Raw genomic sequence first — 23,293 nt, 5'->3', positions numbered from 1 at the left:
ATCACGCGCAACGCCAAACCCCAGGGCAAGGAAAAAATTCCGCCATAAAAGATAAAAAGATGCGCGCATCACTGTCTGGGTGATTAAAGCACCTGTGCCCAGAGTGACTTTGGCACTTTGCCCAGGTCGAACAGTTTGCCAGAGACCAGTTCCGCACGGCGATGATCCGCAGCACGGTACATGTTGCTCATTTCATTGTCATCCGTCAGTGAGTAATTCAGCTTGTCGTAGACTTTTTCCAGACTGTCCAGGCTGGAACATTTGCGAAACGTCATCAGGTAATCGATGGTACTTGTCATAGTTAAAACATAGCCTATTAATAGTATTAAAGCGGAAAGAAAAATCTCACATATTCGCAGAAATCGCCACAAGATGAAGAGATGTCGCCAGGCAAAATAAAAGAAAAGTGAGTAAATGGAACACGCTTAGCCAAAATACCCCGGTTAGGGGGGAGAGGCACCATCGAATGATAATATGTGCCGAGCATCTGGGCAATGTATCTTGACAGATAAACTGTCAATTAGGGGGAATCTTACCTTATTGGCTCTGGGGGAGTTTGTCAGCAAAGCGCTGCGTTTCTTTGCCCATGGCAAAGAAAATGATAACGGCAGTGGTTTTGGCTGGTGGATACCCGATGTATTATCATTGGGCGAGTGCAAAAATTTTTGTGAAGAAGCGTAAGGCCAAAACATAATTCAGTTGGTGCTGAAAAGTGGCTGGACAATAAAGCAAGCTTGATTTAATGCTTGTTCAGGTTGACGTTAGGCAGCGTTAGGAATTTTCCATATCATCGTTCGGGGAGAGGCTTGAGTAATAATTAAAATGCTAAGTAAAAATCAATTTGCTACTTTCCTGATCGACCAATGCTAGTTGACATTATCTTTTCTGACTTACCCCTGGTTGCCCCTATCGCGACGAAACACATTGTTACTTCTGCTAACTTGTTCAACCCATAATACTGCCCCTTTAACCGCAGGAGTCGCCCTGTCGAAAATTGAAACAGCGACACAAGTTAAATCTTACTTTTCAGTCGGGGGTGGTTTTAGCGGGTGATGTTATTCGTAAGGAACTGCTTTTAAATGACAATCAGAATTTTAAACTACGCTAGTGGCGGGGTGGCAGATTTTTTCTCTGTGATTTGGCTTTAGTTAAGCTTTTGTTCGAATTGATCTAAAAAAGCGTATTTTTAGGCTATAAAAGCTGGTTTTTAAGACCTTTTCTTACTTTAGCGTGTTTATTGCACAGCTTGGTGGCTAATAATTGGTCGGATTTTGGTCTTTTCAAGCTTGATATTTTTTATTTTTGTGAGCTGTGTCACATTGTTTTTAAAATAGCGTGTCGCTTACGTTGTGTGGGCTAAGTGATCGGGGGTAGAGTTGCGCTGTTATTAAGATTAATCTTATTATTTTTGTAAAAATAGTCTTACGAAAAACACACTTTTGAAGCAGGATGCTGTATATCCATACATGTATTTGCATGTATATCCAATACTGAGTAACAACCCGAAATGTGTATAGTCGCGCAGTTATCGCGGCTGGCGTACAGGGATTTGTTTGCCAACTTTGGGAATGAACCCAGGTCATGGGCGATAATTTATCACCCAGCATATGTTTTTAAACATAGTCTGTCGGGATGGGAATATGGGTACGTCTGAACTACTTAAACATATTTATGACATTAATTTGTCATATTTGCTTCTGGCACAGCGTCTGATTAACGATGAAAAAGCGTCAGCAATGTTCCGTCTGGGTATTGATAACTCGATGGCGGATGCGCTGTCGCAACTCACGTTGCCACAAATGGTGAAACTGGCAGAAACTAATCAGTTGGTTTGCCACTTCCGTTTCAACGATCACAATACTATCGAGCGCCTGACGAAAGAATCCCGCGTGGACGATCTGCAACAGATCCACACCGGCATTTTGCTATCGAGCCATTTACTCCAAGAACTATCGGGTAAAGGCGGTTGTGTGACGAAGAAAAGAGCCTGATGATGAGTGAGAAAAGTATTGTTCAGGAAGCCAAGGACATTCAACTCGCCATGGAACTGATCACGCTGGGCGCGCGCTTGCAGATGTTGGAGAGCGAAACGCAGCTTAGCCGTGGGCGATTGATCAAACTGTATAAAGAATTACGCGGCAGTCCGCCGCCCAAAGGGATGCTGCCATTCTCGACCGACTGGTTCATGACCTGGGAGCAAAACATCCACTCGTCGATGTTTTTCAATGCCTATCAGTTCCTGCTCAAATGCGGTCAGTGCCACGGGGTTGAAGCCGTGGTCAAAGCCTATCGACTGTATTTGGAACAGTGTCCGCAGCAGCCAGGCGAACCCCCGTTGCTGGCGCTGACACGAGCCTGGACGCTGGTGCGTTTTGTCGACAGCGGTATGTTGCAGCTATCCGCCTGCAGCTGCTGTGGTGGGGCTTTTATCACCCATGCGCACCAGCCGCTTAACAGTTTTGTCTGCAGTTTATGCCAACCCCCATCCCGCGCAGTAAAAAGACGTAAACTTTCGCCGCAACTGGCCGATATTATTCCACAACTGCTGGAAGAGCAGGTTAAACGCGCAGTCTGAGCCTGCTTGCAGGCTTATACAGCAACACAGACTGGTGAAACTCAAGGGCTCGGTACTCCGGGCTCTCTGGGCGACACGCGCTGTTGCCTAATTTCACCCGCGCTGACTCACCTTCCACCCATATTGTGAATTTAAGGAATACGTGTGCTAGTTATTTTGGGTTATCTCGTGGTTCTGGGAACCGTGTTTGGCGGCTATATGATTGTCGGGGGGCACCTCGGCGCACTCTATCAGCCTGCCGAATTTTTGATCATCGGGGGGGCTGGTGTGGGAGCCTTTATCGTCGGCAACAACGGTAAAGCGATCAAATCCACGCTACGCGCTCTTCCCAAGCTGATGCGCCGCTCAAAATACAACAAAGAACTGTATATGGATCTGATGGCGCTGCTGTATCGGCTGATGGCTAAATCCCGCCAGCAAGGCATGTTGTCGCTTGAGTTTGATATCGATAATCCGCAGGAAAGCGAAATTTTCTCTAATTATCCGCGCATTCTTGCCGATAACCACTTGGTGGAATTTATTACCGACTATTTGCGACTCATGGTGAGCGGCAATATGAACGCCTTTGAGATCGAAGCGTTGATGGATGAAGAGATTGAAACCTTCGAACAGGAAAGCGAGGTACCCGCAGGGAGCCTGGCGATGGTCGGCGATTCGTTGCCGGCTTTCGGCATCGTGGCTGCCGTGATGGGGGTAGTGCACGCACTTGCTTCGGCTGACCGGCCAGCGGCGGAATTGGGGGCACTGATCGCCAATGCGATGGTGGGCACTTTCCTCGGCATTCTGTTGGCCTATGGGTTCATCTCCCCGCTGGCTACTTTACTGCGCCAGAAGAGTGCTGAAACCACCAAGATGATGCAGTGCATCAAGGTCACCTTGCTGTCGAGTTTGAATGGTTATGCCCCACAGATCGCGGTCGAGTTTGGCCGTAAAACGTTGTACACCACGGAGCGCCCTTCCTTCATTGAGTTGGAAGAGCATGTGCGTAAGGTGAAAGCCCCGGCACAGCAGGCGACGGAAGAGCAGGACGCATGAAACAGAATCACCCGGTTATTCTGGTCAGAAAACGCAAAGCCCATCATGCCGGTCATCACGGCGGCTCCTGGAAAATTGCCTATGCCGATTTTATGACGGCGATGATGGCGTTTTTTCTGGTGATGTGGCTGCTGGCGATTGCCAGCCCGCAGGAGTTGACGCAGATAGCCGAATATTTTCGTACCCCACTGAAGGTGGCGCTGACCAGCGGCGACAAGAGCAGCTCGGAAAGTAGCCCAATCCCGGGCGGTGGGGACGATCCAACCCAGCAGCAAGGGTTGGTCAAAAAGCAGATGGATTCACCGGAAAAGCGAGCAGAAGAGCTGCGCCTGAACAAGCTGCGCGAGAAACTCGATGAGCTGATTGAGTCGGACCCGCGCCTGAAAGCGCTGCGACCGCATTTGCTGATCAACATGATGGACGAAGGATTGCGCATTCAAATTATCGATAGCCAGAACCGGCCGATGTTCAAGACCGGCAGCGCACAGGTGGAAAGCTATATGCGCGATATCCTGCGCGGGATAGCGCCGATCCTCAATGGATTATCGAACAAAATCAGCCTGTCGGGCCATACCGACGATCTGCCTTATGCTACCGGTGAGCGCTATTACAGCAACTGGGAGCTGTCCGCCGATCGTGCCAATGCCTCGCGGCGTGAACTGATCGCCGGTGGTTTGGCCGAAGGCAAAGTATTGCGGGTGGTTGGGATGGCCTCGACCATGAACCTGAAACAGCACGGCGGTGATGATGCGGTTAACCGGCGGATCACCATTCTGGTGCTGAACAAAGCAACCCAGCAGGGGATAGAACACGAGAATGCGGAGAGCAGCGCTACGGAAATCGATCAGCCAGAAGGCCTGAAGCAGTTGGCTCCGCAGGCGACGGCACCGGCTATAGCGACACCGGAATTACCGCCGTCGCCGCCTGCTCCAACCGCCGAACTGCCGGCAACGCAGGGCACGCCAGAGCAACCTCCGGCAGCGGTGAAAGCCGCAGACACCGGGCCGACAGCGGCTATTCCGGCGGCACCTTCCGCCACTTCACCGACTAACAGCGACTCACAGCAGAGGTGACCCCGTGAGCATGGACATTAGCGCTTTTTATCAGACCTTTTTTGATGAGGCAGACGAGCTGCTGGCCGATATGGAGCAACATCTGTTGGAGCTGGACCCGCTGGCCCCGGATATTGAACCACTGAACGCGATTTTCCGCGCTGCCCATTCGATCAAGGGCGGGGCAGCTACCTTCGGCTTTAGCGTGCTGCAGGAAACTACCCACCTGCTGGAGAATTTGCTGGACGGTGCCCGGCGTCAGGAAATGAGCCTGAGCACCGAAATTATCAACCTGTTTCTGGAAACCAAAGACATTATGCAGGAGCAACTGGACGCCTATAAAACGTCGCAACAGCCTGATAGCGAGAGCTTTGAGTATATTTGTCAGGCGTTGCGGCAGTTGGCTTTGGAAGCGCAACAGCAGGATGCTCCTGCGGCGGCGGTAACGGTAACCTCACCGGTGGTTCATGCCGCTGCTCCGGCTGCAATTGAAGGCGGGATGCGGATCAGCCTGAGCGGTCTGAAGCCGAATGAAATTCCGCTGATGCTGGAAGAGTTGGGCAATCTCGGCGAGGTGGAAAACCCGCAGCAGACCGAGACCAGCCTGGAGGTCACTTTACTGACCTCTGCCAGTGAGGAGGATATCAGCGCGGTGCTGTGCTTTGTGCTGGAGCCGGAGCAGATTGCCTTTTCCACGCCGCCGAAGGCCGTGGAGAAGATCAGCACGCCGGAACCCGTGGCCGTTGTCACACCTACCGCGCCCGCCACGGTGGCTGAAGCGCCGAAGCCCAAAGCCAAGGCTAGCGAGTCCACCAGTATTCGCGTGGCGGTAGAAAAGGTCGATCAACTGATCAACCTGGTGGGGGAATTGGTGATCACTCAGTCGATGCTGGCCCAGCGTTCCGGCTCCCTGGATCCGGTCAACCACGGCGATCTGCTCAACAGCATGAGCCAGTTGGAGCGTAACGCTCGCGACCTGCAAGAGTCGGTGATGTCGATCCGCATGATGCCGATGGAGTACGTTTTCAGCCGCTTCCCGCGTCTGGTGCGCGATCTGGCCAGCAAGCTGGACAAGCAGGTGGAGTTGACGCTACGCGGCAGCTCTACCGAACTGGACAAGAGCCTGATTGAACGCATTATCGATCCGTTGACGCACCTGGTGCGTAACAGCCTGGATCACGGTATTGAAGAACCTGCTGCGCGCCTGGCCGCCGGTAAGGCCGAAGTCGGTAGTCTGATCCTGTCCGCCGAACATCAGGGCGGCAATATCTGCATTGAGGTCACCGATGACGGTGCCGGTCTCAATCGCCAGAAAATTCTCGCCAAGGCTGCTTCGCAGGGGCTAGCGGTGAGTGACAACATGAGCGATGAAGAGGTCGGCATGCTGATCTTTGCCCCGGGTTTCTCCACCGCCGAGCAGGTGACAGACGTCTCCGGGCGCGGAGTGGGCATGGACGTGGTGAAGCGAAATATTCAGGAGATGGGGGGCCATGTCGAAATCCATTTCCAGGCTGGGAAGGGCACCTCAATCCGCATTTTACTGCCGCTGACGCTGGCCATTCTTGACGGCATGTCGGTCAAGGTGAATGAGGAAGTGTTCATTCTGCCATTGAATGCCGTGATGGAGTCATTGCAACCGCAGGCCGAGGATTTGCATCCGCTGGCCGGTGGGGAGCGTGTGCTTCAGGTACGCGGCGAATATCTGCCTCTGGTCGAGCTGTATCGGGTGTTTGAGGTTGACGGTGCCAAAACCGAAGCCACTCAGGGCATCGTGGTGATTTTGCAAAGTGCAGGCCGCCGCTATGCGCTGCTGGTCGATCAGTTGATCGGTCAGCACCAGGTGGTGGTGAAAAATCTGGAAAGCAATTACCGCAAGGTGCCGGGCATTTCGGCTGCCACCATTCTGGGGGATGGCAGCGTGGCGCTGATTGTAGATGTTTCGGCGCTGCAAACGCTGAACCGGGAAAAGCGTCTGACGGACGCTGCCGCATAATTATTAACCGACTGATTTAAAGGTGATCGAAATGGCAGGACTGGCAGCCGTCAGCAAACTGGCGGGCGAAACGGTAGGTCAGGAGTTCCTGATTTTTACCTTGGGTAACGAAGAGTATGGCATTGATATCCTCAAGGTTCAGGAGATCCGCGGTTACGATCAGGTAACGCGCATCGCCAACACCCCGGCGTTTATCAAGGGCGTGACCAATCTGCGTGGGGTGATCGTGCCGATTATCGATCTGCGCGTGAAGTTTGCCCAGCAGGACGTCTCTTATGATGAAAACACCGTGGTGATCGTGCTGAACTTTGGCCAGCGGGTGGTGGGTATCGTGGTGGATGGCGTATCTGATGTGCTGTCGTTAACGACGGATCAGATCCGCCCAGCCCCTGAGTTCGCGGTTACGCTGGCGACGGAATATCTCACCGGTCTGGGGTCGCTCGGTGAACGTATGCTGATCCTGGTGGATATCGAAAAGCTGCTGAGCAGTGAAGAGATGTCGCTGGTGGACAACGTAGCGAAAAGCGCCTGATTGCTGAGTAGCTGTTTGTCACGGCTCAACAGGTGGGGATAATGCAGAACGCCGACACGCCGTAAATCCGTCCCTGGGGGCTCGTATCGCGCATCCCTGCGCTCAACGGGCCCCTCACCGAGTTAAAATCTTACCCTCCGCACAATACAAAAAAATAGTTACAGATTTTTCTTAAAGTTCTCTTCTGCCACGCCGATAACCCAGACAGTTAACGTACACAGCACTTGTCTGTGCGGGCTTCCAAGAAGGGTAAAAATGTTTAATCGTATGAAGGTGGTCACCAGCTTATTGCTGGTGCTGGTGTTATTCGGTGCCTTGCAGCTGGTTTCCGGTGGGCTGTTTTTCACTTCGCTGAAAGATAACAAAGAGAATTTTACCGTACTGCAAACTATCCGACAGCAGCAGTCAGAACTGAATGAAAGCTGGGTAAACCTGCTGCAAACCCGCAATACCCTCAATCGTGCCGGGATCCGCTACATGATGGACCTCAATAAAGCGGGCACCGGTGCCACCGTTGATGAACTGCTGGTTTCGGCGAAAAACACCTTGAGCATGGCGGAACAGCACTACACTGCCTATGAAAAAATCCCTCTGGATGCTCGCCAGGATGCCGCAGCGGCAGACGAACTCAAGCAACGCTATACCACTTTGCACACTGCGTTGTCGGAACTGGTCACACTGTTGGGTGACGGCAAGCTGGACGCCTTCTTCGAACAGCCCACTCAACGTTATCAGACTGAATTTGAACAGCTCTATAACCGCTACCTGACTCAGAACGACAAGCTATACCAGATCGCGGTCGAAGATGGCGACAGCTCTTTCGAATTCGCCGTTTGGACGTTGGTCGTGGTGCTGGTACTGGTGGTTGCGGTGATCGCCATGGTTTGGTTCGGCATCCACCATATTCTGGTGCGCCCACTCAACCGTATGATTGAGCACATCAAACTGATCGCCGCAGGCGATTTGACTCACCAAATCGACGTCAACAGCCGCAACGAAATGGGCGTGCTGGCAGCCAGCCTTAGGCACATGCAAGGCGAACTGATTGACACCGTCAGCGGCGTGCGTCAGGGGGCCGATGCCATCTACAGCGGTGCTTCCGAGATTGCCGCAGGTAACAACGATCTCTCTTCCCGTACCGAACAGCAGGCCGCCTCGCTGGAAGAAACCGCCGCCAGCATGGAGCAGTTGACCGCGACGGTGAAACAGAACGCCGAAAACGCCCGTCAGGCCAGCCAACTGGCGTTGAGCGCCTCAGAAACCGCGCAGAAAGGCGGCAAAGTGGTCGCCAACGTGGTGCAAACCATGCACGACATCGCGGGCAGTTCGCAGAAAATTGCCGACATTACCAGCGTGATCGACGGCATCGCCTTCCAGACCAATATCCTGGCGTTGAATGCGGCAGTTGAAGCTGCCCGTGCCGGTGAGCAGGGCCGTGGTTTTGCCGTGGTTGCCGGGGAGGTACGTAACCTGGCAAGCCGCAGCGCGCAGGCAGCCAAAGAGATCAAAGGCCTGATTGAAGACTCGGTTAGCCGCGTCGATATGGGCTCGGTGCTGGTGGAAAGCGCCGGTGAAACCATGGGCGATATCGTCAATGCCGTCACCCGCGTCACCGACATCATGGGTGAAATCGCTTCGGCCTCCGACGAGCAAAGCCGTGGTATCGATCAGGTTGGCCAGGCGGTTGCCGAAATGGATCGCGTCACTCAACAGAACGCCTCTTTGGTCGAAGAATCGGCCTCTGCGGCGGCAGCTCTGGAAGAGCAGGCCAGCCGCTTGACCCAGTCCGTTGCGGTATTCCGACTGAAAGCGGAAGGCCAAAACGAGTTCAAGTCATCCGCCAACAGTAAAGTCGTTACCCCGGTAATCAATCATAAAAAAATGAACGCCAGCGATCCGCAGGAGAACTGGGAAACGTTCTAACCGGCATTGGGCTGCGTTCTCCCTGCGAGATCGTGGCCCTTTTTTCCGTCCTAAGTCGTGTTAACCCGCGGCTACCTGGAGGTTTATCGTGTTTAACCGAGTCCGTATCTCTACCAGTCTGTTTTTATTACTGCTGACCTTTTGTCTGATGCAACTGATTAGCACCGGCTTGTCGTATACCGCTTCCCGCTCCGATAACCACAATCTTAATCTGATTAGTCTGGGTAGCCAGCAGCGTGATGCCCTCAGCCTGAGCTGGGTTTCGCTGCTACAGGCACGTAACACCTTGAACCGGGCCGGCACCCGTGCAGCGCTGAAAGTACCGCAAGAACAGGTCGATGCGCTGATGGGCAACGCCCGCAGTTCGTTGCAGAAAGCCGATCTCTATTTTAATCAGTTCCTGGCCGTCTCGCGTAACAGCGACCAGGAGCAGCAACTGACAGAAACCACCCAAGCCAGCTATGAGCGGCTACGCGGTGCGCTGCGCGAACTGATTGTCTTCCTGGAGGGCGGCAACCTGCAGGGCTTTATGGATCAACCTACACAGAAAATGCAGGACCTTTTCGAAGCCGACTTCGTCCAGTACCTGCAACTGGTCAACGAAAATATCGCCCAGGCCAATGCGGCCAACCAGCGCTCCTTTACGCTGGCCGGTTGGCTGGTGTGCGGCGCAGTGCTGATGCTGATCCTGGTGACCGCCAGCGCCATGTGGTGGTTACGCAATATGTTGGTTCAGCCGCTGAATATTATGCGCAGCCACTTTGACCGTATCGCCGACGGCAACCTGGCCACGCCGATCCAGGTGTATGGCCGCAACGAGATCAGCATGTTGTTTGCCAGCCTGCACCGCATGCAGAACTCGTTGATTGGCACAGTCGGCGCGGTGCGCGAAGGCGCCGAGTCGATCCTGATCGGGCTACAGGAGATTTCGGAAGGCAATAACGATCTCTCTTCCCGCACCGAGCAGCAAGCCGCGTCGCTGGAAGAATCAGCCGCCAGCATGGAGCAGTTAACCGCCACGGTGAAACAGAACGCCGACAATGCCCGCCAGGCCTCAAAGCTGGCGCGCGATGCTTCAGCCACCGCTGCCAAGGGCGGGGAAATGGCCGACGAGGTGGTCACCACCATGCACGATATTGCCAGCAGCTCGCAGAAAATTGGTGCCATTACCAGCGTGATCGACGGTATTGCCTTCCAGACCAACATCCTGGCGTTGAACGCGGCGGTTGAAGCTGCGCGGGCGGGGGAACAAGGGCGTGGTTTTGCCGTGGTGGCCGCAGAGGTGCGCAATCTGGCTCAGCGTAGCGCTCAGGCAGCGAAAGAAATCAAAGTGCTGATCGATGAGTCGGTTGGCCGTGTTAAGCAAGGGTCGGTGCTGGTCGAAGACTCCGGTGCCACGATGAAGGATATCGTGCGTTCGGTGACCCGCGTTACCGACATTATGGGCGAGATCTCCTCGGCTTCCGATGAGCAAAGCCGCGGTATCGAGCAGGTCACTCAGGCCGTGACCCAGATGGATCAGGTGACGCAACAGAACGCCGCGCTAGTGGAACAAGCGGCCTCTGCGGCGGCGGCATTGGAAGAGCAGGCGATTACGCTGGCCGATGCGGTAGCGGTATTCCGCCTTGCGGACGACAACATCACCTTATCAGACAGCCTTAACAACGGAGTTTTATCAGTGGCAAAGGAAGCAACTAGTGTCGAATTGTATGGCAAGTAACAACCAATTGGGTGAAGGGCTATGAGTGGTTCCTCTTCACCCACCAATAAAGAGTCTCAGTCTTTGTTGACACAGATGGTGCAACGGCTGCCCCTGTCGGATGTGCATTTCCGACGGATCAGCCAGTTGATCTATCAGCGTGCCGGTATTGTGCTGGCAGAGCACAAACGCGAGATGGTTTACAACCGTCTGGTGCGTCGTCTGCGGCTGCTGGGAATACCCGATTTTGGTAGCTATCTGGTGTTGTTGGAAAGCGATAGCAACAGCGCTGAATGGCAGGCATTCATCAACGCCCTGACCACCAACCTGACGGCGTTTTTCCGTGAGGCGCATCATTTCCCGATCCTGGCGGAACATGCGCGTTCGCGGCCCAACGGCTACAGCGTGTGGAGTACCGCCGCCTCGACCGGTGAGGAGCCTTACTCGATTGCCATTACCTTGAATGAGGCGCTAGGGCAGAGGGCGACGGGAACGCAGGTGTGGGCCAGCGATATCGATACTCAGGTATTGGAAAAGGCCGAAGCGGGGGTGTATCGCCAGGAAGATCTGCGCACCCTGACACCGGCGCAGATGCAGCGTTATTTCCTGCGAGGGACCGGGCCTCACCATGGTCTGGTACGGGTTCGGCCAGAACTGGCGGCACAGGTGCATTTTCAGCCGCTCAATCTGCTGGCCCCTGAATGGGCGTTGCCGGGGCAGTTTGATGCGATATTTTGCCGTAACGTGATGATCTATTTTGACAAGGAAACACAAGAGCGCATTTTGCGGCGCTTTGTGCCGCTGCTTAAACCGGGGGGCCTGATGTTTGCCGGCCATTCCGAAAACTTCAGCCAGATCAGCCGGGATTTCTACTTGCGTGGGCAGACCGTGTATGGCCTGACCAAGGAGAGGTAATGAATAAAATCAGCGTATTAAGCGTAGACGACTCTGCCCTGATGCGGCAGCTGATGACCGAGATTGTCAATAGCCATCCCGATATGGAGATGGTGGCGACCGCCCCCGATCCGCTGGTGGCGCGCGATCTGATCAAGAAATTCAACCCGCAGGTGCTGACGCTGGACGTCGAAATGCCGCGTATGGACGGGCTGGATTTTCTGGAGAAACTGATGCGCCTGCGGCCGATGCCGGTGGTGATGGTGTCGTCGCTGACCGGAAAGGGATCGGAGATCACCCTACGGGCGTTGGAACTGGGCGCGGTGGATTTTGTCACCAAGCCGCAACTCGGGATCCGCGAAGGCATGCTGGCCTATAGCGAGTTGATTGCCGAAAAAATCCGCACGGCGGCCAAGGCGCGTCTGCCACAGCGTTCAACGGCACCGGCTCCGGAGATCCTCAGCCATACGCCGTTGTTGAGCAGTGAGAAGCTGATCGCTATCGGGGCGTCTACCGGGGGGACTGAGGCAATCCGCCACGTCTTGCAGCCGTTACCGGCTACCAGCCCGGCGTTATTGATCACCCAGCATATGCCGCCCGGTTTTACCCGTTCATTTGCCGAGCGGCTCAACAAGCTGTGCCAGATCACGGTGAAAGAAGCCGAAGACGGCGAGCGCGTCTTGCCGGGCCATGCCTATATCGCGCCGGGAGATCGTCATCTGGAGCTGACGCGCAGCGGCGCCAACTATCAGGTTCGGCTGCATGATGGCCCGCCGGTGAACCGGCATCGTCCTTCGGTCGATGTGCTGTTCCGCTCGGTGGCCCAGTTTGCCGGGCGCAATGCGGTGGGGGTGATCCTCACCGGCATGGGGAATGACGGTGCGGCAGGCATGCTGGAAATGCACCGTGCCGGGGCGTACACCCTGGCGCAGAACGAAGCCAGCTGTGTGGTGTTTGGCATGCCACGTGAGGCTATTGCCACCGGCGGAGTCAATGAAGTAGTGGAATTGGAGCGCATGAGCCAACGCATGTTGGCGCAGATCGCGGGTGGTCAGGCGCTGCGTATTTGATGTTATGCCCCGAACCTCGGGGCAAAAACGATTAACCTTAGGAGCAATAATGGCAGACAAAAACCTTAAATTTCTGGTGGTGGATGATTTTTCCACCATGCGCCGCATCGTCAGAAATTTGCTGAAAGAACTGGGTTTTAACAACGTCGAAGAGGCGGAAGACGGGGCGGATGCGTTGAACAAACTGCGCGCCGGCAGCTTCGATTTCGTGGTATCAGACTGGAATATGCCGAACATGGATGGCCTCGAGCTGCTGCAAACTATCCGTGCTGACGGCGCGCTGGCGTCAATGCCGGTATTGATGGTGACGGCGGAAGCCAAGAAAGAGAACATTATTGCTGCCGCTCAGGCGGGTGCCAGCGGTTACGTGGTGAAACCCTTCACGGCGGCGACGCTGGAAGAGAAGCTCAACAAGATCTTTGAAAAACTGGGCATGTAAAAAAGGAGAGGGCGATGAGAGATATTCCAATGCCTGCCAGCGATGCAGCGACAGCGGGTGAGATCATCTCCCGTATCGGTCAACTGACCCGCATGCTGCGTGACAGCATGCGTGAGCTGGGGCTAGATCAGGCTATCGCTCAGGCTGCCGAAGCGATCCCGGACGCACGCGACCGTCTTGATTATGTGGTCACCATGACGGCGCAGGCGGCGGAACGAGCGCTCAACTGCGTGGAAGCGGCACAACCCCGCCAGGCGGAGTTGGAGTCGCAGGCCAATATGCTAAAAGGGCGCTGGGACGAGTTGTTTGCCAATCCCATCGAGCTGGCTGATGCCCGTTCACTGGTGACGGATACCCGTCAGTATCTGGATCGGGTGCCGGAACACACCGCATTCACCAACGCCCAGTTGCTGGAGATCATGATGGCGCAGGATTTCCAGGATCTCACCGGCCAGGTGATCAAGCGCATGATGGACGTGGTGCAGGAGATTGAAAAGCAACTGCTGATGGTACTGATGGAAAACATCCCGGATCAGCCAGCCAAAGAGAAAAGGCCGAACGACAGCCTGCTCAATGGCCCGCAGCTGGATCAGAACGGGGCTGGCGTAATTGCCAATCAGGCCCAGGTGGACGATCTGCTCGACAGCCTGGGTTTTTGATCATTTATTAGGGCGCACACTGCGCCCTAAATCTTTTCGCTAGCCCATCCCCGAAATAACCGGCCTTTTGCGCCGTTGTTCCCGCAATGAAATCCGCATTTTTTTGGCATGCTGGCGGCAATTCTATTCTTCGCACGCAATGGGAACCCTCGCCTTGGCCGAAGACAGTGATATGGAAAAAACTGAGGCCCCCACACCCCACCGGCTGGAAAAGGCGCGTGAAGAGGGCCAGATTGCGCGTTCGCGCGAGCTGACCTCGATCCTGATGCTGATTGCGGGGTTGTCGATCTTGTGGGTCGCGGGTGGCCATATGGCGCAACAGTTGGCGAGGATGTTATCGGAAGGACTGCATTTTGATCACAACATAGTCAGCAACGATAAGCAGATGCTGCGCCAGTTTGCCATGTTGCTGCGTCAAGCGGTGTGGGCGCTGATGCCGATCCTGGCCGGATTGGTGCTGGTGGCGCTGTCGGCCCCGATGCTACTGGGTGGCGTGGGCTTCAGCCTTAAGTTTGATGCCAAGCGCATGAACCCTATCTCCGGATTAAAACGGATGTTCTCGACCCAGGTGCTGGCAGAGTTGCTGAAGGCCATTCTCAAAGCGACGCTAGTGGGTTGGGTGGCAGGGCTTTACCTGTGGCACAACTGGGCGGCGATGCTGCATCTGGTTACGCAGCAGCCGCAGGATGCACTGCGCAATGCGCTACAGATCGTGATTTTCTGCGGTATGTTGATCGTCCTTGGGTTGGTGCCAATGGTGGCCTTCGACGTGTTTTATCAGCTCTGGAGCCACTTCAAGAAATTGAAGATGACCAAGCAGGAAATCCGCGACGAACATAAGCAGCAGGAAGGCGATCCCCATGTCAAAGGGCGTATTCGCCAGCAACAGCGGGCCATCTCTCGCCGCCGCATGATGTCCGACGTGCCGAAGGCCGACGTGATCGTCACCAACCCGACACATTACGCCGTGGCATTGCAATACAACGACAAGAACATGAGTGCGCCAAAAGTCCTTGCCAAAGGGGCAGGGGAGATTGCCTTGCGTATCCGTGAATTGGCGAACGAACACCGTATTCCAACCCTGGAAGCTCCGCCGCTGGCGCGGGCGCTATACCGTCACAGTGAGATTGGGCAACACATTCCCACGACCTTGTATGCCGCGGTGGCCGAGGTCCTGGCCTGGGTCTACCAGCTGCGCCGTTGGCAGCGTGAAGGTGGCCTGATCCCGAAAAAACCTCAACGTTTACCGGTGCCGGAAGCACTGGATTTTGCTGGAGAGAATAACTCAGATGGCTAATTTGGCCTCCCTGCTTCGTTTGCCGGGTAATTTTAAAGATACGCAGTGGCAGGTGCTAGCTGGCCCGATACTGATCCTGATGATCCTGTCGATGATGGTGCTGCCATTACCGGCATTTATCCTCGATCTGCTGTTTACCTTCAATATTGCCTTGTCGATCATGGTGCTGTTGGTGGCGATGTTTACCCAGCGGACGCTGGAGTTCGCCGCATTCCCAACCATCCTGCTGTTCTCAACCCTGTTACGCCTATCGCTGAACGTCGCTTCCACGAGGATCATCCTGATGGAGGGGCATACCGGTGCGGCGGCGGCGGGGCGGGTGGTTGAAGCGTTCGGTCACTTCCTGGTGGGGGGCAACTTCGCCATCGGTATCGTGGTGTTTATCATCCTGGTGCTGATCAACTTTATGGTGATCACCAAAGGGGCCGGGCGTATTGCCGAAGTGGGTGCCCGTTTTGTCCTTGATGGGATGCCGGGCAAACAGATGGCGATCGATGCCGATCTGAACGCCGGGCTGATCGGCGAAGACGAGGCTAAAAAGCGCCGTTCCGAAGTGACGCAGGAAGCGGATTTCTACGGTTCGATGGACGGGGCCAGCAAGTTTGTGCGCGGTGACGCGGTAGCAGGCTTGATGATCATGGTGATTAACGTAGTAGGCGGCCTGTTGGTCGGCGTGATCCAGCACGGCATGGAGTTGGGTACCGCGGCTGAAACCTATACCTTGCTGACCATCGGTGATGGCCTGGTTGCCCAGATCCCTGCGTTGGTGATCTCGACGGCGGCCGGTGTGATCGTCACTCGCGTAGCGACCGATGAGGACGTTGGCGAGCAGATGGTCAACCAGTTGTTCAACAATCCGCGCGTGATGGTGTTGAGTGCTGCGGTGTTGGGGCTGTTGGGGATGGTTCCGGGGATGCCAAACCTGGTGTTCCTGCTGTTTACGGCGGCACTGCTGGCGTTGGCCTGGCGGCTGCGCGGGCGTGAACAGCAGGCGCCGAAAGTCAAAGAACCGCCGCTGCCGCAGGAAAATCCGCAGGCGGTGGAGGCCAGTTGGTCTGATGTACAGCTGGAGGATCCGTTGGGCATGGAAGTCGGTTACCGCCTGATCCCTATGGTGGACTTTCAGCAAAACGGCGAGTTGCTGGGGCGTATTCGTGGCATCCGTAAAAAATTCGCTCAGGATACGGGCTATTTGCCACCGGTGGTGCATATTCGCGACAACCTCGAACTGTCGGCGGCCAGTTACCGCATTCTGATGAAAGGGGTGGAGATCGGTAGCGGTGAGGCACATCCGGGGCGCTGGCTGGCGATAAATCCGGGCAATGCGGTGGGTGAGCTGGCCGGTGACAAAACCGTCGATCCGGCCTTCGGACTGGAGGCAGTGTGGATCGATAGCGCACTGCGTGAACAGGCGCAGATCCAGGGGTTCACGGTGGTGGAAGCCAGCACCGTTGTTGCCACTCACCTCAACCATTTGCTTGGTCAGTTTGCCAGCGAGCTGTTTGGTCGCCAGGAAACCCAGCAACTGTTGGATCGTGTCTCGCAGGAAATGCCGAAGCTGACGGAAGATTTTGTCCCTGGCGTAGTTTCTCTGACTACGCTGCACAAGGTGCTACAGAATCTGCTGGCTGAGCGGGTGTCGATTCGCGATATGCGTACCATTATAGAAACGCTGGCGGAACATGCGCCAACGCAAAGCGATCCTTTCGAACTGACCTCCGTGGTGCGGGTGGCGCTTGGGCGGGCTATCACTCAGCAGTGGTTCCCGGGTAACGGTGAGATCCAGGTCATTGGTCTGGATACGCCGCTTGAGCGCCTGCTGTTGCAGGCCCTGCAAGGGGGCGGAGGTCTTGAGCCGGGGCTGGCGGACCGCTTGTTGGATCAGGCCAGGCAGGCGCTGCAACGTCAGGAAATGCTCAGTGCACCGCCGGTGCTGCTGGTAAACCACGCGTTACGTGCCCTGCTGGCGCGCTTCCTGCGCCGTACTTTGCCGCAGCTGGTGGTGCTGTCGAACCTGGAAATCAACGATGAGCGTCAGATCCGCATGACCTCAACCATAGGAGCCGCCTGATGAAAGCTTTCCTTCCTTTGTTGGTGTTGTTCGCTCCGCTGGCTGCGCAAGCGGTGTCGGGGTCTTGGGCTGCCGATGCCAGCGGCGTCACGCTGGAAACGGGGAGCGTGCGTGATGTCTCCCCCAGCCTGCGGCCAGCTAATCCACCGGCGGCCGAGGCTCGGGTGACCAGTGTAAGCTGGCGTTATCAGTTGCTGGCAGGTGCGCCTGCCGGATTAGAGGTACAGCTTTGCACCTCGTCACGCTGCCTACCGCTCGGCGCGGGCAGTGGCCGCAGTGAGGCTTTCAACGGTATTCCCGCAGACAGCGAGTTCCGCTTCATTTATTACGTGAAGTCTCGCGGCGCGTTAAACCCTCCGCTGCGGGCGATTTCTAATCAGGTGATTGTGAATTACCAATGAGTTGCGAGTCGGATCCAGCATTAAGGCGGCAGTAATGTGAAGTAATAAAAGCCTGTGGTAGGTTTTTTCATGTTAAGTCCAGGATGACCAACATGAAAAAAACCACCTCTGTTTCGCATGACGCGGTATTTAAAAAGTTCCTCACTAACCCAGACACGGCCAGAGACTTTCTGGAGTTACACCTGCCGTCGGTCTTGCTGCAATATTGCGATTTGAGTACGCTAAAACTTGAATCCGGCAGTTTTATCGAAAGCAATCTGCGAGCCAGTTACTCTGACGTGCTCTACTCATTACGTACTGAGAGGGGAGACGCGTATGTATACGTTTTGATCGAACACCAAAGCAGCCCTGATAAGCATATGGCATTTCGTTTAATACGTTATGCGATCGCTGCAATGCAACGCCACCTTGATACGGGTCACGATCAACTTCCCCTAGTGATCCCAACCCTGTTTTATCACGGCCAGGTGACGCCTTATCCCTATTCGATGAGCTGGCTGGAAGAATTCAGTGAACCTGATTTGGCCAGGCAGCTTTATGCTGGACATTTCCCATTGGTTGACGTCACCGTCATACCGGACGATGACATCATGCAGCACCGCCGTATGGCTACCTTGGAACTGCTGCAAAAACACGTGCGCCAGCGTGACCTATTCGAAATAAAGGAACGACTGGTCACATTATTATCGTTTGGGTACACTACCAATGAGCAATTGATCTCGTTGGTGAACTACATGTTGCAGGTGGGGAACACGACCGAACCGGATAAGCTGATCCGTGAGTTGGCCCGTCGTACGCCACGGCACGAGGAGGAATTGATGACCATTGCAGAATATCTCGAGCAAAAAGGCTTCAAGAAAGGCATGGAGCAAGGTATCGAACAAGGTATTGAGAAGGGTATGGAGCAGGCACGGGCAACCGTCTTGAACATAGCGAGTGCCATGCTGGCCGATGGCTTTGACCGTGCTGTAGTGATGAAATTAACCGGCCTTTCCGCAGACGATTTGGCACAACTTCACCACTAACATCTGTGGGAAATTGCCGGTGTTAGTTGGTTGATCGTGTTCAAACCCCAATCTTACGGCCCAGCAGGCTCCCCGCACGGGACTGACCATCGGGGCCGTACAGCGATTTATTCTGCTTGTTTAAAATCGCCAGCGCCTGCGTATTGTGCTCAATATGGTGATTGAGCAGCATGCCGTTATGGTGATTCTGTTCGCGCAGTTGCAGGCTTTGCTGTTGCACTTGCTGCCAGCGGGACGCCAACTGCGGTTGGCCCTCATAAGGTGCTTGGCAGTGTTGCAGCCGTTCCATCTCCAGCCGCTGTTGGTCCAGATAATTGACCGTCGCCAGCAGTTGGCTTTTAGCATCTGTCACGCGCTGCAAAGCCACGCCAGCCAAAGTTTTCGAGCACAGTAAAGCGTGCTCTTCCGTCTGCACCGTGCCTAACGCCTGCAAGGTGTCCAGCAGCTTATCCAGCAATTGTGCCAGGTTTTCCATATCAATGACTCACCCTTGGTGTTAACCCCGATCGGCGCCGGACTGCCATTCGCTTTGCACGTCTTGTAACAAGGCATCGGCAATCTTGCCGGTATCCATCTTCAATTCGCCGTTGCGGATCGCCTGCTTGATGCTTTCCACTCGCTCCATATTGATATCTTGGCTGCCCGGCTGCATCAGGCGGGCCTGTGCATCACTCAGCTTAACCTGGGTACCGCTGACCGAGGTTTCCGCCGTGACTTTTTTGCGCGCCTGAACTGCGTTGTCTGATTGTGTTTCTCGCGGCTGTACCGTGGGCACGGGTTGCAACCGTTGGGTACGATCGATACTCATGTTCAATCTCCATCTGTACCACCGTCGCCTAGGCAACGGGGAGTTCAAATCTGTGGCCCTGGTGGCCGGATAAGTGCTGCTATGACTTTGTTATCGACAAGTATTGGCAAAGCTTTATTTTTTTATAAAGTAATACGAATTGTGCCATCAACATTGGCAATGCCGCTAACAATCTGCCCGGAGACCATGCGTACGCGCACGCTGTCTTCGGCGGCGGCGTTGGTCATCGCTTTCCCAGCACCGCTGATATTAAAACCATCACCCTGCGCCAACACCTGTACCGTTTGCCCGGCCTTGACCGCCCAGGCCCGTCTTAGCATGACCGTATTCAACGGCTGCCCAGGGCTGATATTGCGCAGGCTGACGGCACCGATCGCCTTGGCGTTATCGGTCAGGGTACGTGGCGGCAGGGTGTCTAATCGGCCGGTTTTCAGCTTGATATCATCTGCAGTGAGTTTGCTGCCCGCACTGATCCCCCGTGCGGCCACCAGATAATGCCCCATCAGCTGCACCTGTGCCTGAATGAAACGCCGCTCCTGGCCACAACGGGCCGAGATGCTGATGTTACCCCAGCGGCGAGCATTCTGAGGCATCGAAAGCTGCGGCAACTCACACTGCGGCCAACGGCTTGCTGGCGTGCGCACCAACACTTTGACGTCGGTCACGTTGGCACTGGTGGCAAATTGGGACTTGATAAAGCTCTCCACCTGTCCGTCCAGGCCCTCGGCGTGCGCGTTCAGACCGATCAGCAAGCCGACCAACAGCAGGATCCTTTTCATATTTTGCCTCACAGACGCAGCGACCACAGGGGAACAAGTGTAACCGTTACGCGCGCAGGCTAAGCAGACAAATAGCGACGCATTTTGCCCTTATTCCCACGATAGGCTGACAGGTAGGGCGTTTATGCTGTCGGCTCCAAATTCTAACCTCGCGGAGGGAGCATGCTCGACAAATTGGACGCTGCTCTGCGTTTTGGCCAGGAGGCGCTGAACCTGCGCGCCCAGCGGCAGGAAATCCTGGCGGCCAACATCGCCAACGCAGATACGCCGGGCTATCAGGCTCGTGATATCGATTTCGCCAGCCAACTGAACAAGGTCATGGCGCAGGGGCGCGTCAACGGCAGCGGCGTGGCGCTGAATCTGACCTCGGCACGCCATATCCCGGCGCAGAATATGCAGCCACCGTCGCTGGATCTCCTGTTCCGCGTGCCGGATCAGCCTTCCCTGGACGGCAACACGGTGGATATGGACCGTGAACGCACCAACTTTGCCGATAACAGCCTGAAATATCAAACAGACCTGACGCTGTTGAACGGCCAGATCAAAGGCATGATGTCCGTGCTGCAAGGAGGATAATTCCCATGTCGTTATTGAATATTTTTGATATTTCCGGCTCGGCCCTGTCTGCACAATCCCAACGTCTGAACGTCAGCGCCAGCAATATGGCCAACGCCGACAGCGCCACCGGCCCGGACGGCCAGCCTTATCGGGCCAAACAGGTGGTGTTTGAGGTTGCAGCAGCTCCGGGCCAGTCGACCGGTGGTGTGCGTGTCGCTCAGGTGGTTGACGATCCCTCACCGGAGCGTTTGGTGTTTCAGCCGGGCAACCCGCTGGCGGATGCCAAAGGCTATGTGCGGATGCCCAACGTCGATGTTGTCGGGGAAATGGTCAACACCATTTCGGCCTCGCGCAGCTATCAGGCCAACGTCGAAGTGCTGAATACCACCAAGTCCATGTTGATGAAAACCCTGACGCTGGGTCAGTAACCGGAGCTTTTATTTATGGCCATTGCCGCCACCACCAATGAATCACTCGACAACAGCATCGCCGGTGCCAACGCCAAGAATGGCGTGAATGGTAACAGCGCCAGCCAGGACTTGAACAAAAACTTCCTCACGCTGTTGGTGGCCCAGTTGAAAAACCAGGACCCCACCAACCCGATGCAAAACAACGAACTGACTACCCAACTGGCCCAGATCAATACGGTCAGCGGGATCGAGAAGCTCAACACCACGCTGGGGTCGATCTCCGGCCAGATCAGCGGCAACCAGTCAATCCAGGCCAGTTCGCTGATTGGCCACGGCGTGATGGTGCCGGGCAAGGAGATCCTGGTGGGGAATGACGCTGGCAAGGTCAGCACCACGCCGTTTGGCATCGAGCTGGAACGCACCGCCGATGCGGTCACGGCGACCATCAGCGATGCCACCGGCAAAGTGGTACGCACCATCGATCTGGGCGGGCTGACCGCCGGTGTGCACTCCTTCTCCTGGGACGGTTCGCTGGAGGATGGCACCAATGCGCCCGATGGCTCTTACACCGTGGCGATCAACGCCAAAAACGGTGGTGAGCAGTTGGTGGCGCAGCCACTGCGTTTCGCCATGGTTAACGGCGTCACGCGCGGAACGGACGGGGCAAAACTGGATCTGGGCGTGGCGGGGACTTCAACGCTGGATGACGTGCGCCTGATCCTGTCCAAACTGGGTTCGTCAAACTAAGCGCAGTGATTTTCCACGTCGGCAATGGATCGCTCGATCCTGAAGACACCTTTTTAAATGACCTATTTCGGAGAACGACATGGCTTTTTCTCAAGCGGTCAGCGGTTTAAACGCGGCTGCAACCAACCTGGATGTGATTGGTAACAACATCGCCAACTCCGCCACCTACGGCTTCAAATCCGGCAGCGTATCCTTTGCCGATATGTTTGCCGGCTCGCAGGTCGGGCTAGGGGTGAAAGTGGCGGGGATCACCCAGAACTTCAACGGTGGTACTACCACCAACACCAACCGGGCAATGGATATCGCCATCAGCCAGAACGGCTTCTTCCGTATGCAAGACGCCGATGGCGGCATCTTCTATACGCGTAATGGGCAGTTCATCATGGATGCCAACCGCAACATCACCAACATGCAAGGGTTGAGCCTGACCGGCTACCCGGCGGCTGGCTCACCGCCCACCATCCAGCAGGGGGCCGATCCGGTACCGCTGAGCATTCCTGAAGGGATGATGAACGCCAAAGCCAGCACCAGCGGCAATATGGTGGCCAACCTGAAATCGACCCATAAGCCACCGGCGGTGACGCCGTTCGATCCCAACAAGACCGACTCGTTTAACTACGTCAACACCATTACCACCTACGACACCCTGGGCAATGCACACAACATCAACGCCTACTTTGTAAAAACGGCTGATAACAAGTGGGACGTTTACACTCAGGACGGCAGCGTGCCGGGTGCTCCGTCTGCCAAAGCGGGCAGCCTGAACTTTGACAACAGCGGTACGCTGACCGGCACGTTGAAGCCAGATGGCACACCAAGCGCCACGCCATTCAACCTGGTCGTGCCAATGTCGGCTAAAGACGGCGCGCTGGCGCAAAACTTTAACCTGAGCTTTGCCGGTAGCCTGCAACAGAACGTCGGCAGTGACTCTGTCAGCAAGATTTCCCAGGACGGCTACGCCACCGGGGAATACCAAGGTTTCCAGATCAACAAAGATGGCACCGTGGTCGGGGTATACAACAACCAGCAGACCCAACTGCTGGGGCAGATCGTGTTGACCAACTTCTCCAACCCGGAAGGGCTGGCCGCACAGGGCGATAACGTCTGGAAGGAGACCGGTGCTTCAGGTCAGCCACGCGTGGGCCTGGCGGGCGGTGGCGGTTTCGGTTCACTGACCAGCGGCGCGCTGGAGTCTTCCAACGTCGATCTGAGTCAGGAACTGGTGAACATGATCGTCGCGCAGCGTAACTACCAGTCAAACGCGCAAACCATCAAAACCCAGGATTCGATCCTGCAAACGCTGGTCAGCCTGCGCTAATAGGATTG

General features: G+C 55.4%; 25 protein-coding genes. 21 read left to right on the top strand and 4 right to left on the bottom strand.

What is annotated here, in order from left to right; translation table 11 throughout:
• Positions 1–83: 83 nt before the first annotated feature.
• Positions 84–299, bottom strand: a complete 216-nt coding sequence (gene ydgT / locus KGP26_RS17245) for a transcription modulator YdgT (RefSeq protein WP_021180917.1) — start codon at positions 297–299, stop codon at positions 84–86.
• Positions 300–501: 202 nt separating this feature from the next.
• Between ydgT and KGP26_RS17240 the strand changes: the two genes are divergently transcribed.
• The 17 genes from KGP26_RS17240 (at position 502) to KGP26_RS17160 (ending at position 18,665) form a co-directional block, all read left to right on the top strand.
• On the top strand, positions 502–681 hold the full coding sequence (locus KGP26_RS17240; protein WP_141234382.1) for a hypothetical protein: 180 nt from the start codon (positions 502–504) through the stop codon (positions 679–681).
• 959 nt (positions 682–1,640) lie between these two features.
• A complete protein-coding gene (gene flhD / locus KGP26_RS17235) occupies positions 1,641–1,991 on the top strand; it encodes a flagellar transcriptional regulator FlhD (protein ID WP_021805724.1) in 351 nt (116 codons plus the stop codon).
• Positions 1,991–2,575: a flagellar transcriptional regulator FlhC gene (gene flhC / locus KGP26_RS17230; RefSeq protein ID WP_021180920.1), complete on the top strand. Its 585-nt coding sequence runs from the start codon at positions 1,991–1,993 to the stop codon at positions 2,573–2,575. Before flhD ends, flhC begins: the two co-directional genes overlap by 1 nt.
• A 144-nt stretch (positions 2,576–2,719) precedes the next feature.
• Complete coding sequence (motA, locus tag KGP26_RS17225) at positions 2,720–3,610, top strand: flagellar motor stator protein MotA (protein WP_021180921.1); 891 nt, start codon at positions 2,720–2,722, stop codon at positions 3,608–3,610.
• On the top strand, positions 3,607–4,683 hold the full coding sequence (gene motB, locus KGP26_RS17220) for a flagellar motor protein MotB (protein ID WP_021805723.1): 1,077 nt from the start codon (positions 3,607–3,609) through the stop codon (positions 4,681–4,683). The genes motA and motB overlap by 4 nt, the downstream gene beginning before the upstream one ends.
• 4 nt (positions 4,684–4,687) lie before the next feature.
• Positions 4,688–6,655: a chemotaxis protein CheA gene (gene cheA, locus KGP26_RS17215; RefSeq protein ID WP_059201118.1), complete on the top strand. Its 1,968-nt coding sequence runs from the start codon at positions 4,688–4,690 to the stop codon at positions 6,653–6,655.
• Positions 6,656–6,686: 31 nt separating this feature from the next.
• Positions 6,687–7,187 (top strand): chemotaxis protein CheW, encoded by a 501-nt coding sequence (cheW, locus tag KGP26_RS17210; protein WP_021180924.1) that lies wholly within the window; start codon positions 6,687–6,689, stop codon positions 7,185–7,187.
• 255 nt (positions 7,188–7,442) lie between these two features.
• Complete coding sequence (locus KGP26_RS17205; protein ID WP_021805721.1) at positions 7,443–9,110, top strand: methyl-accepting chemotaxis protein; 1,668 nt, start codon at positions 7,443–7,445, stop codon at positions 9,108–9,110.
• 88 nt (positions 9,111–9,198) lie between these two features.
• Positions 9,199–10,830 carry a methyl-accepting chemotaxis protein gene (locus KGP26_RS17200; protein WP_021180926.1) on the top strand — a complete coding sequence of 544 codons (1,632 nt, stop codon included), beginning with the start codon at positions 9,199–9,201 and terminating at the stop codon, positions 10,828–10,830.
• Positions 10,831–10,851: 21 nt separating this feature from the next.
• Entirely contained in the window at positions 10,852–11,724 is an 873-nt protein-coding gene (gene cheR / locus KGP26_RS17195) for a protein-glutamate O-methyltransferase CheR (RefSeq protein WP_115158090.1), read from the top strand.
• A complete protein-coding gene (locus KGP26_RS17190) occupies positions 11,724–12,773 on the top strand; it encodes a chemotaxis response regulator protein-glutamate methylesterase (RefSeq protein WP_021180928.1) in 1,050 nt (349 codons plus the stop codon). The genes cheR and KGP26_RS17190 overlap by 1 nt, the downstream gene beginning before the upstream one ends.
• A gap of 49 nt (positions 12,774–12,822) precedes the next feature.
• The gene (gene cheY, locus KGP26_RS17185; protein WP_021180929.1) at positions 12,823–13,212 is read left to right on the top strand and encodes a chemotaxis response regulator CheY; all 390 of its coding nucleotides are present in this window, start codon (positions 12,823–12,825) and stop codon (positions 13,210–13,212) included.
• A 14-nt stretch (positions 13,213–13,226) separates the two neighbouring features.
• Entirely contained in the window at positions 13,227–13,871 is a 645-nt protein-coding gene (gene cheZ / locus KGP26_RS17180) for a protein phosphatase CheZ (RefSeq protein ID WP_223664313.1), read from the top strand.
• A 154-nt stretch (positions 13,872–14,025) separates the two neighbouring features.
• Positions 14,026–15,168: a flagellar biosynthesis protein FlhB gene (gene flhB, locus KGP26_RS17175; RefSeq protein WP_223664312.1), complete on the top strand. Its 1,143-nt coding sequence runs from the start codon at positions 14,026–14,028 to the stop codon at positions 15,166–15,168.
• Positions 15,161–17,239 (top strand): flagellar biosynthesis protein FlhA, encoded by a 2,079-nt coding sequence (flhA, locus tag KGP26_RS17170; protein ID WP_021180932.1) that lies wholly within the window; start codon positions 15,161–15,163, stop codon positions 17,237–17,239. Before flhB ends, flhA begins: the two co-directional genes overlap by 8 nt.
• On the top strand, positions 17,239–17,640 hold the full coding sequence (locus KGP26_RS17165; protein WP_021180933.1) for a flagellar protein FlhE: 402 nt from the start codon (positions 17,239–17,241) through the stop codon (positions 17,638–17,640). Before flhA ends, KGP26_RS17165 begins: the two co-directional genes overlap by 1 nt.
• Before the next feature lie 83 nt (positions 17,641–17,723).
• Positions 17,724–18,665, top strand: coding sequence for an Rpn family recombination-promoting nuclease/putative transposase (locus tag KGP26_RS17160; RefSeq protein WP_037375397.1), 942 nt, complete (start codon positions 17,724–17,726; stop codon positions 18,663–18,665).
• Between the two features lie 40 nt (positions 18,666–18,705).
• Here KGP26_RS17160 and KGP26_RS17155 read toward each other — a convergent pair whose 3' ends face one another.
• From KGP26_RS17155 to flgA, 3 genes are all read right to left on the bottom strand, one after another.
• Positions 18,706–19,140, bottom strand: coding sequence for a flagella synthesis protein FlgN (locus tag KGP26_RS17155; RefSeq protein WP_021805718.1), 435 nt, complete (start codon positions 19,138–19,140; stop codon positions 18,706–18,708).
• 21 nt (positions 19,141–19,161) lie between these two features.
• Positions 19,162–19,473, bottom strand: coding sequence for a flagellar biosynthesis anti-sigma factor FlgM (gene flgM / locus KGP26_RS17150; RefSeq protein ID WP_021805717.1), 312 nt, complete (start codon positions 19,471–19,473; stop codon positions 19,162–19,164).
• A gap of 122 nt (positions 19,474–19,595) precedes the next feature.
• Positions 19,596–20,252, bottom strand: a complete 657-nt coding sequence (gene flgA / locus KGP26_RS17145) for a flagellar basal body P-ring formation chaperone FlgA (RefSeq protein WP_021805716.1) — start codon at positions 20,250–20,252, stop codon at positions 19,596–19,598.
• A 162-nt stretch (positions 20,253–20,414) separates the two neighbouring features.
• Between flgA and flgB the strand changes: the two genes are divergently transcribed.
• From flgB to flgE, 4 genes are all read left to right on the top strand, one after another.
• Positions 20,415–20,828 carry a flagellar basal body rod protein FlgB gene (gene flgB, locus KGP26_RS17140; RefSeq protein ID WP_021180938.1) on the top strand — a complete coding sequence of 138 codons (414 nt, stop codon included), beginning with the start codon at positions 20,415–20,417 and terminating at the stop codon, positions 20,826–20,828.
• Positions 20,829–20,833: 5 nt separating this feature from the next.
• The gene (gene flgC / locus KGP26_RS17135; RefSeq protein WP_021180939.1) at positions 20,834–21,238 is read left to right on the top strand and encodes a flagellar basal body rod protein FlgC; all 405 of its coding nucleotides are present in this window, start codon (positions 20,834–20,836) and stop codon (positions 21,236–21,238) included.
• A 15-nt stretch (positions 21,239–21,253) separates the two neighbouring features.
• Positions 21,254–21,967 carry a flagellar hook assembly protein FlgD gene (gene flgD / locus KGP26_RS17130; protein ID WP_021805715.1) on the top strand — a complete coding sequence of 238 codons (714 nt, stop codon included), beginning with the start codon at positions 21,254–21,256 and terminating at the stop codon, positions 21,965–21,967.
• Between the two features lie 79 nt (positions 21,968–22,046).
• Positions 22,047–23,285: a flagellar hook protein FlgE gene (gene flgE, locus KGP26_RS17125; protein ID WP_021805714.1), complete on the top strand. Its 1,239-nt coding sequence runs from the start codon at positions 22,047–22,049 to the stop codon at positions 23,283–23,285.
• The last annotated feature ends 8 nt before the right edge of the window (positions 23,286–23,293 follow it).

Source organism: Serratia sp. JSRIV002, assembly GCF_019968725.1.
Classification (GTDB): domain Bacteria; phylum Pseudomonadota; class Gammaproteobacteria; order Enterobacterales; family Enterobacteriaceae; genus Chania; species Chania fonticola_B.
Note: the sequence above shows the minus strand (reverse complement) of the source record. Positions and strands in the feature narration are given on the sequence as shown.

What these genes read in the sequence shown, in the direction of transcription:
- cheZ (WP_223664313.1), top strand. Translation starts at nt 13,227, where the DNA reads ATGAGAGATATTCCAATGCCTGCCAGCGATGCAGCGACAGCGGGTGAG.
- flgD (WP_021805715.1), top strand. Translation starts at nt 21,254, where the DNA reads ATGGCCATTGCCGCCACCACCAATGAATCACTCGACAACAGCATCGCC.
- flgA (WP_021805716.1), bottom strand. Translation starts at nt 20,252, where the DNA reads ATGAAAAGGATCCTGCTGTTGGTCGGCTTGCTGATCGGTCTGAACGCG.
- flgE (WP_021805714.1), top strand. Translation starts at nt 22,047, where the DNA reads ATGGCTTTTTCTCAAGCGGTCAGCGGTTTAAACGCGGCTGCAACCAAC.
- cheW (WP_021180924.1), top strand. Translation starts at nt 6,687, where the DNA reads ATGGCAGGACTGGCAGCCGTCAGCAAACTGGCGGGCGAAACGGTAGGT.
- flgC (WP_021180939.1), top strand. Translation starts at nt 20,834, where the DNA reads ATGTCGTTATTGAATATTTTTGATATTTCCGGCTCGGCCCTGTCTGCA.
- flhC (WP_021180920.1), top strand. Translation starts at nt 1,991, where the DNA reads ATGATGAGTGAGAAAAGTATTGTTCAGGAAGCCAAGGACATTCAACTC.
- KGP26_RS17165 (WP_021180933.1), top strand. Translation starts at nt 17,239, where the DNA reads ATGAAAGCTTTCCTTCCTTTGTTGGTGTTGTTCGCTCCGCTGGCTGCG.
- KGP26_RS17160 (WP_037375397.1), top strand. Translation starts at nt 17,724, where the DNA reads ATGACCAACATGAAAAAAACCACCTCTGTTTCGCATGACGCGGTATTT.
- cheY (WP_021180929.1), top strand. Translation starts at nt 12,823, where the DNA reads ATGGCAGACAAAAACCTTAAATTTCTGGTGGTGGATGATTTTTCCACC.
- KGP26_RS17155 (WP_021805718.1), bottom strand. Translation starts at nt 19,140, where the DNA reads ATGGAAAACCTGGCACAATTGCTGGATAAGCTGCTGGACACCTTGCAG.
- flhA (WP_021180932.1), top strand. Translation starts at nt 15,161, where the DNA reads ATGGCTAATTTGGCCTCCCTGCTTCGTTTGCCGGGTAATTTTAAAGAT.
- KGP26_RS17190 (WP_021180928.1), top strand. Translation starts at nt 11,724, where the DNA reads ATGAATAAAATCAGCGTATTAAGCGTAGACGACTCTGCCCTGATGCGG.
- ydgT (WP_021180917.1), bottom strand. Translation starts at nt 299, where the DNA reads ATGACAAGTACCATCGATTACCTGATGACGTTTCGCAAATGTTCCAGC.
- motB (WP_021805723.1), top strand. Translation starts at nt 3,607, where the DNA reads ATGAAACAGAATCACCCGGTTATTCTGGTCAGAAAACGCAAAGCCCAT.
- cheR (WP_115158090.1), top strand. Translation starts at nt 10,852, where the DNA reads ATGAGTGGTTCCTCTTCACCCACCAATAAAGAGTCTCAGTCTTTGTTG.
- flhD (WP_021805724.1), top strand. Translation starts at nt 1,641, where the DNA reads ATGGGTACGTCTGAACTACTTAAACATATTTATGACATTAATTTGTCA.
- KGP26_RS17205 (WP_021805721.1), top strand. Translation starts at nt 7,443, where the DNA reads ATGTTTAATCGTATGAAGGTGGTCACCAGCTTATTGCTGGTGCTGGTG.
- flgB (WP_021180938.1), top strand. Translation starts at nt 20,415, where the DNA reads ATGCTCGACAAATTGGACGCTGCTCTGCGTTTTGGCCAGGAGGCGCTG.
- flgM (WP_021805717.1), bottom strand. Translation starts at nt 19,473, where the DNA reads ATGAGTATCGATCGTACCCAACGGTTGCAACCCGTGCCCACGGTACAG.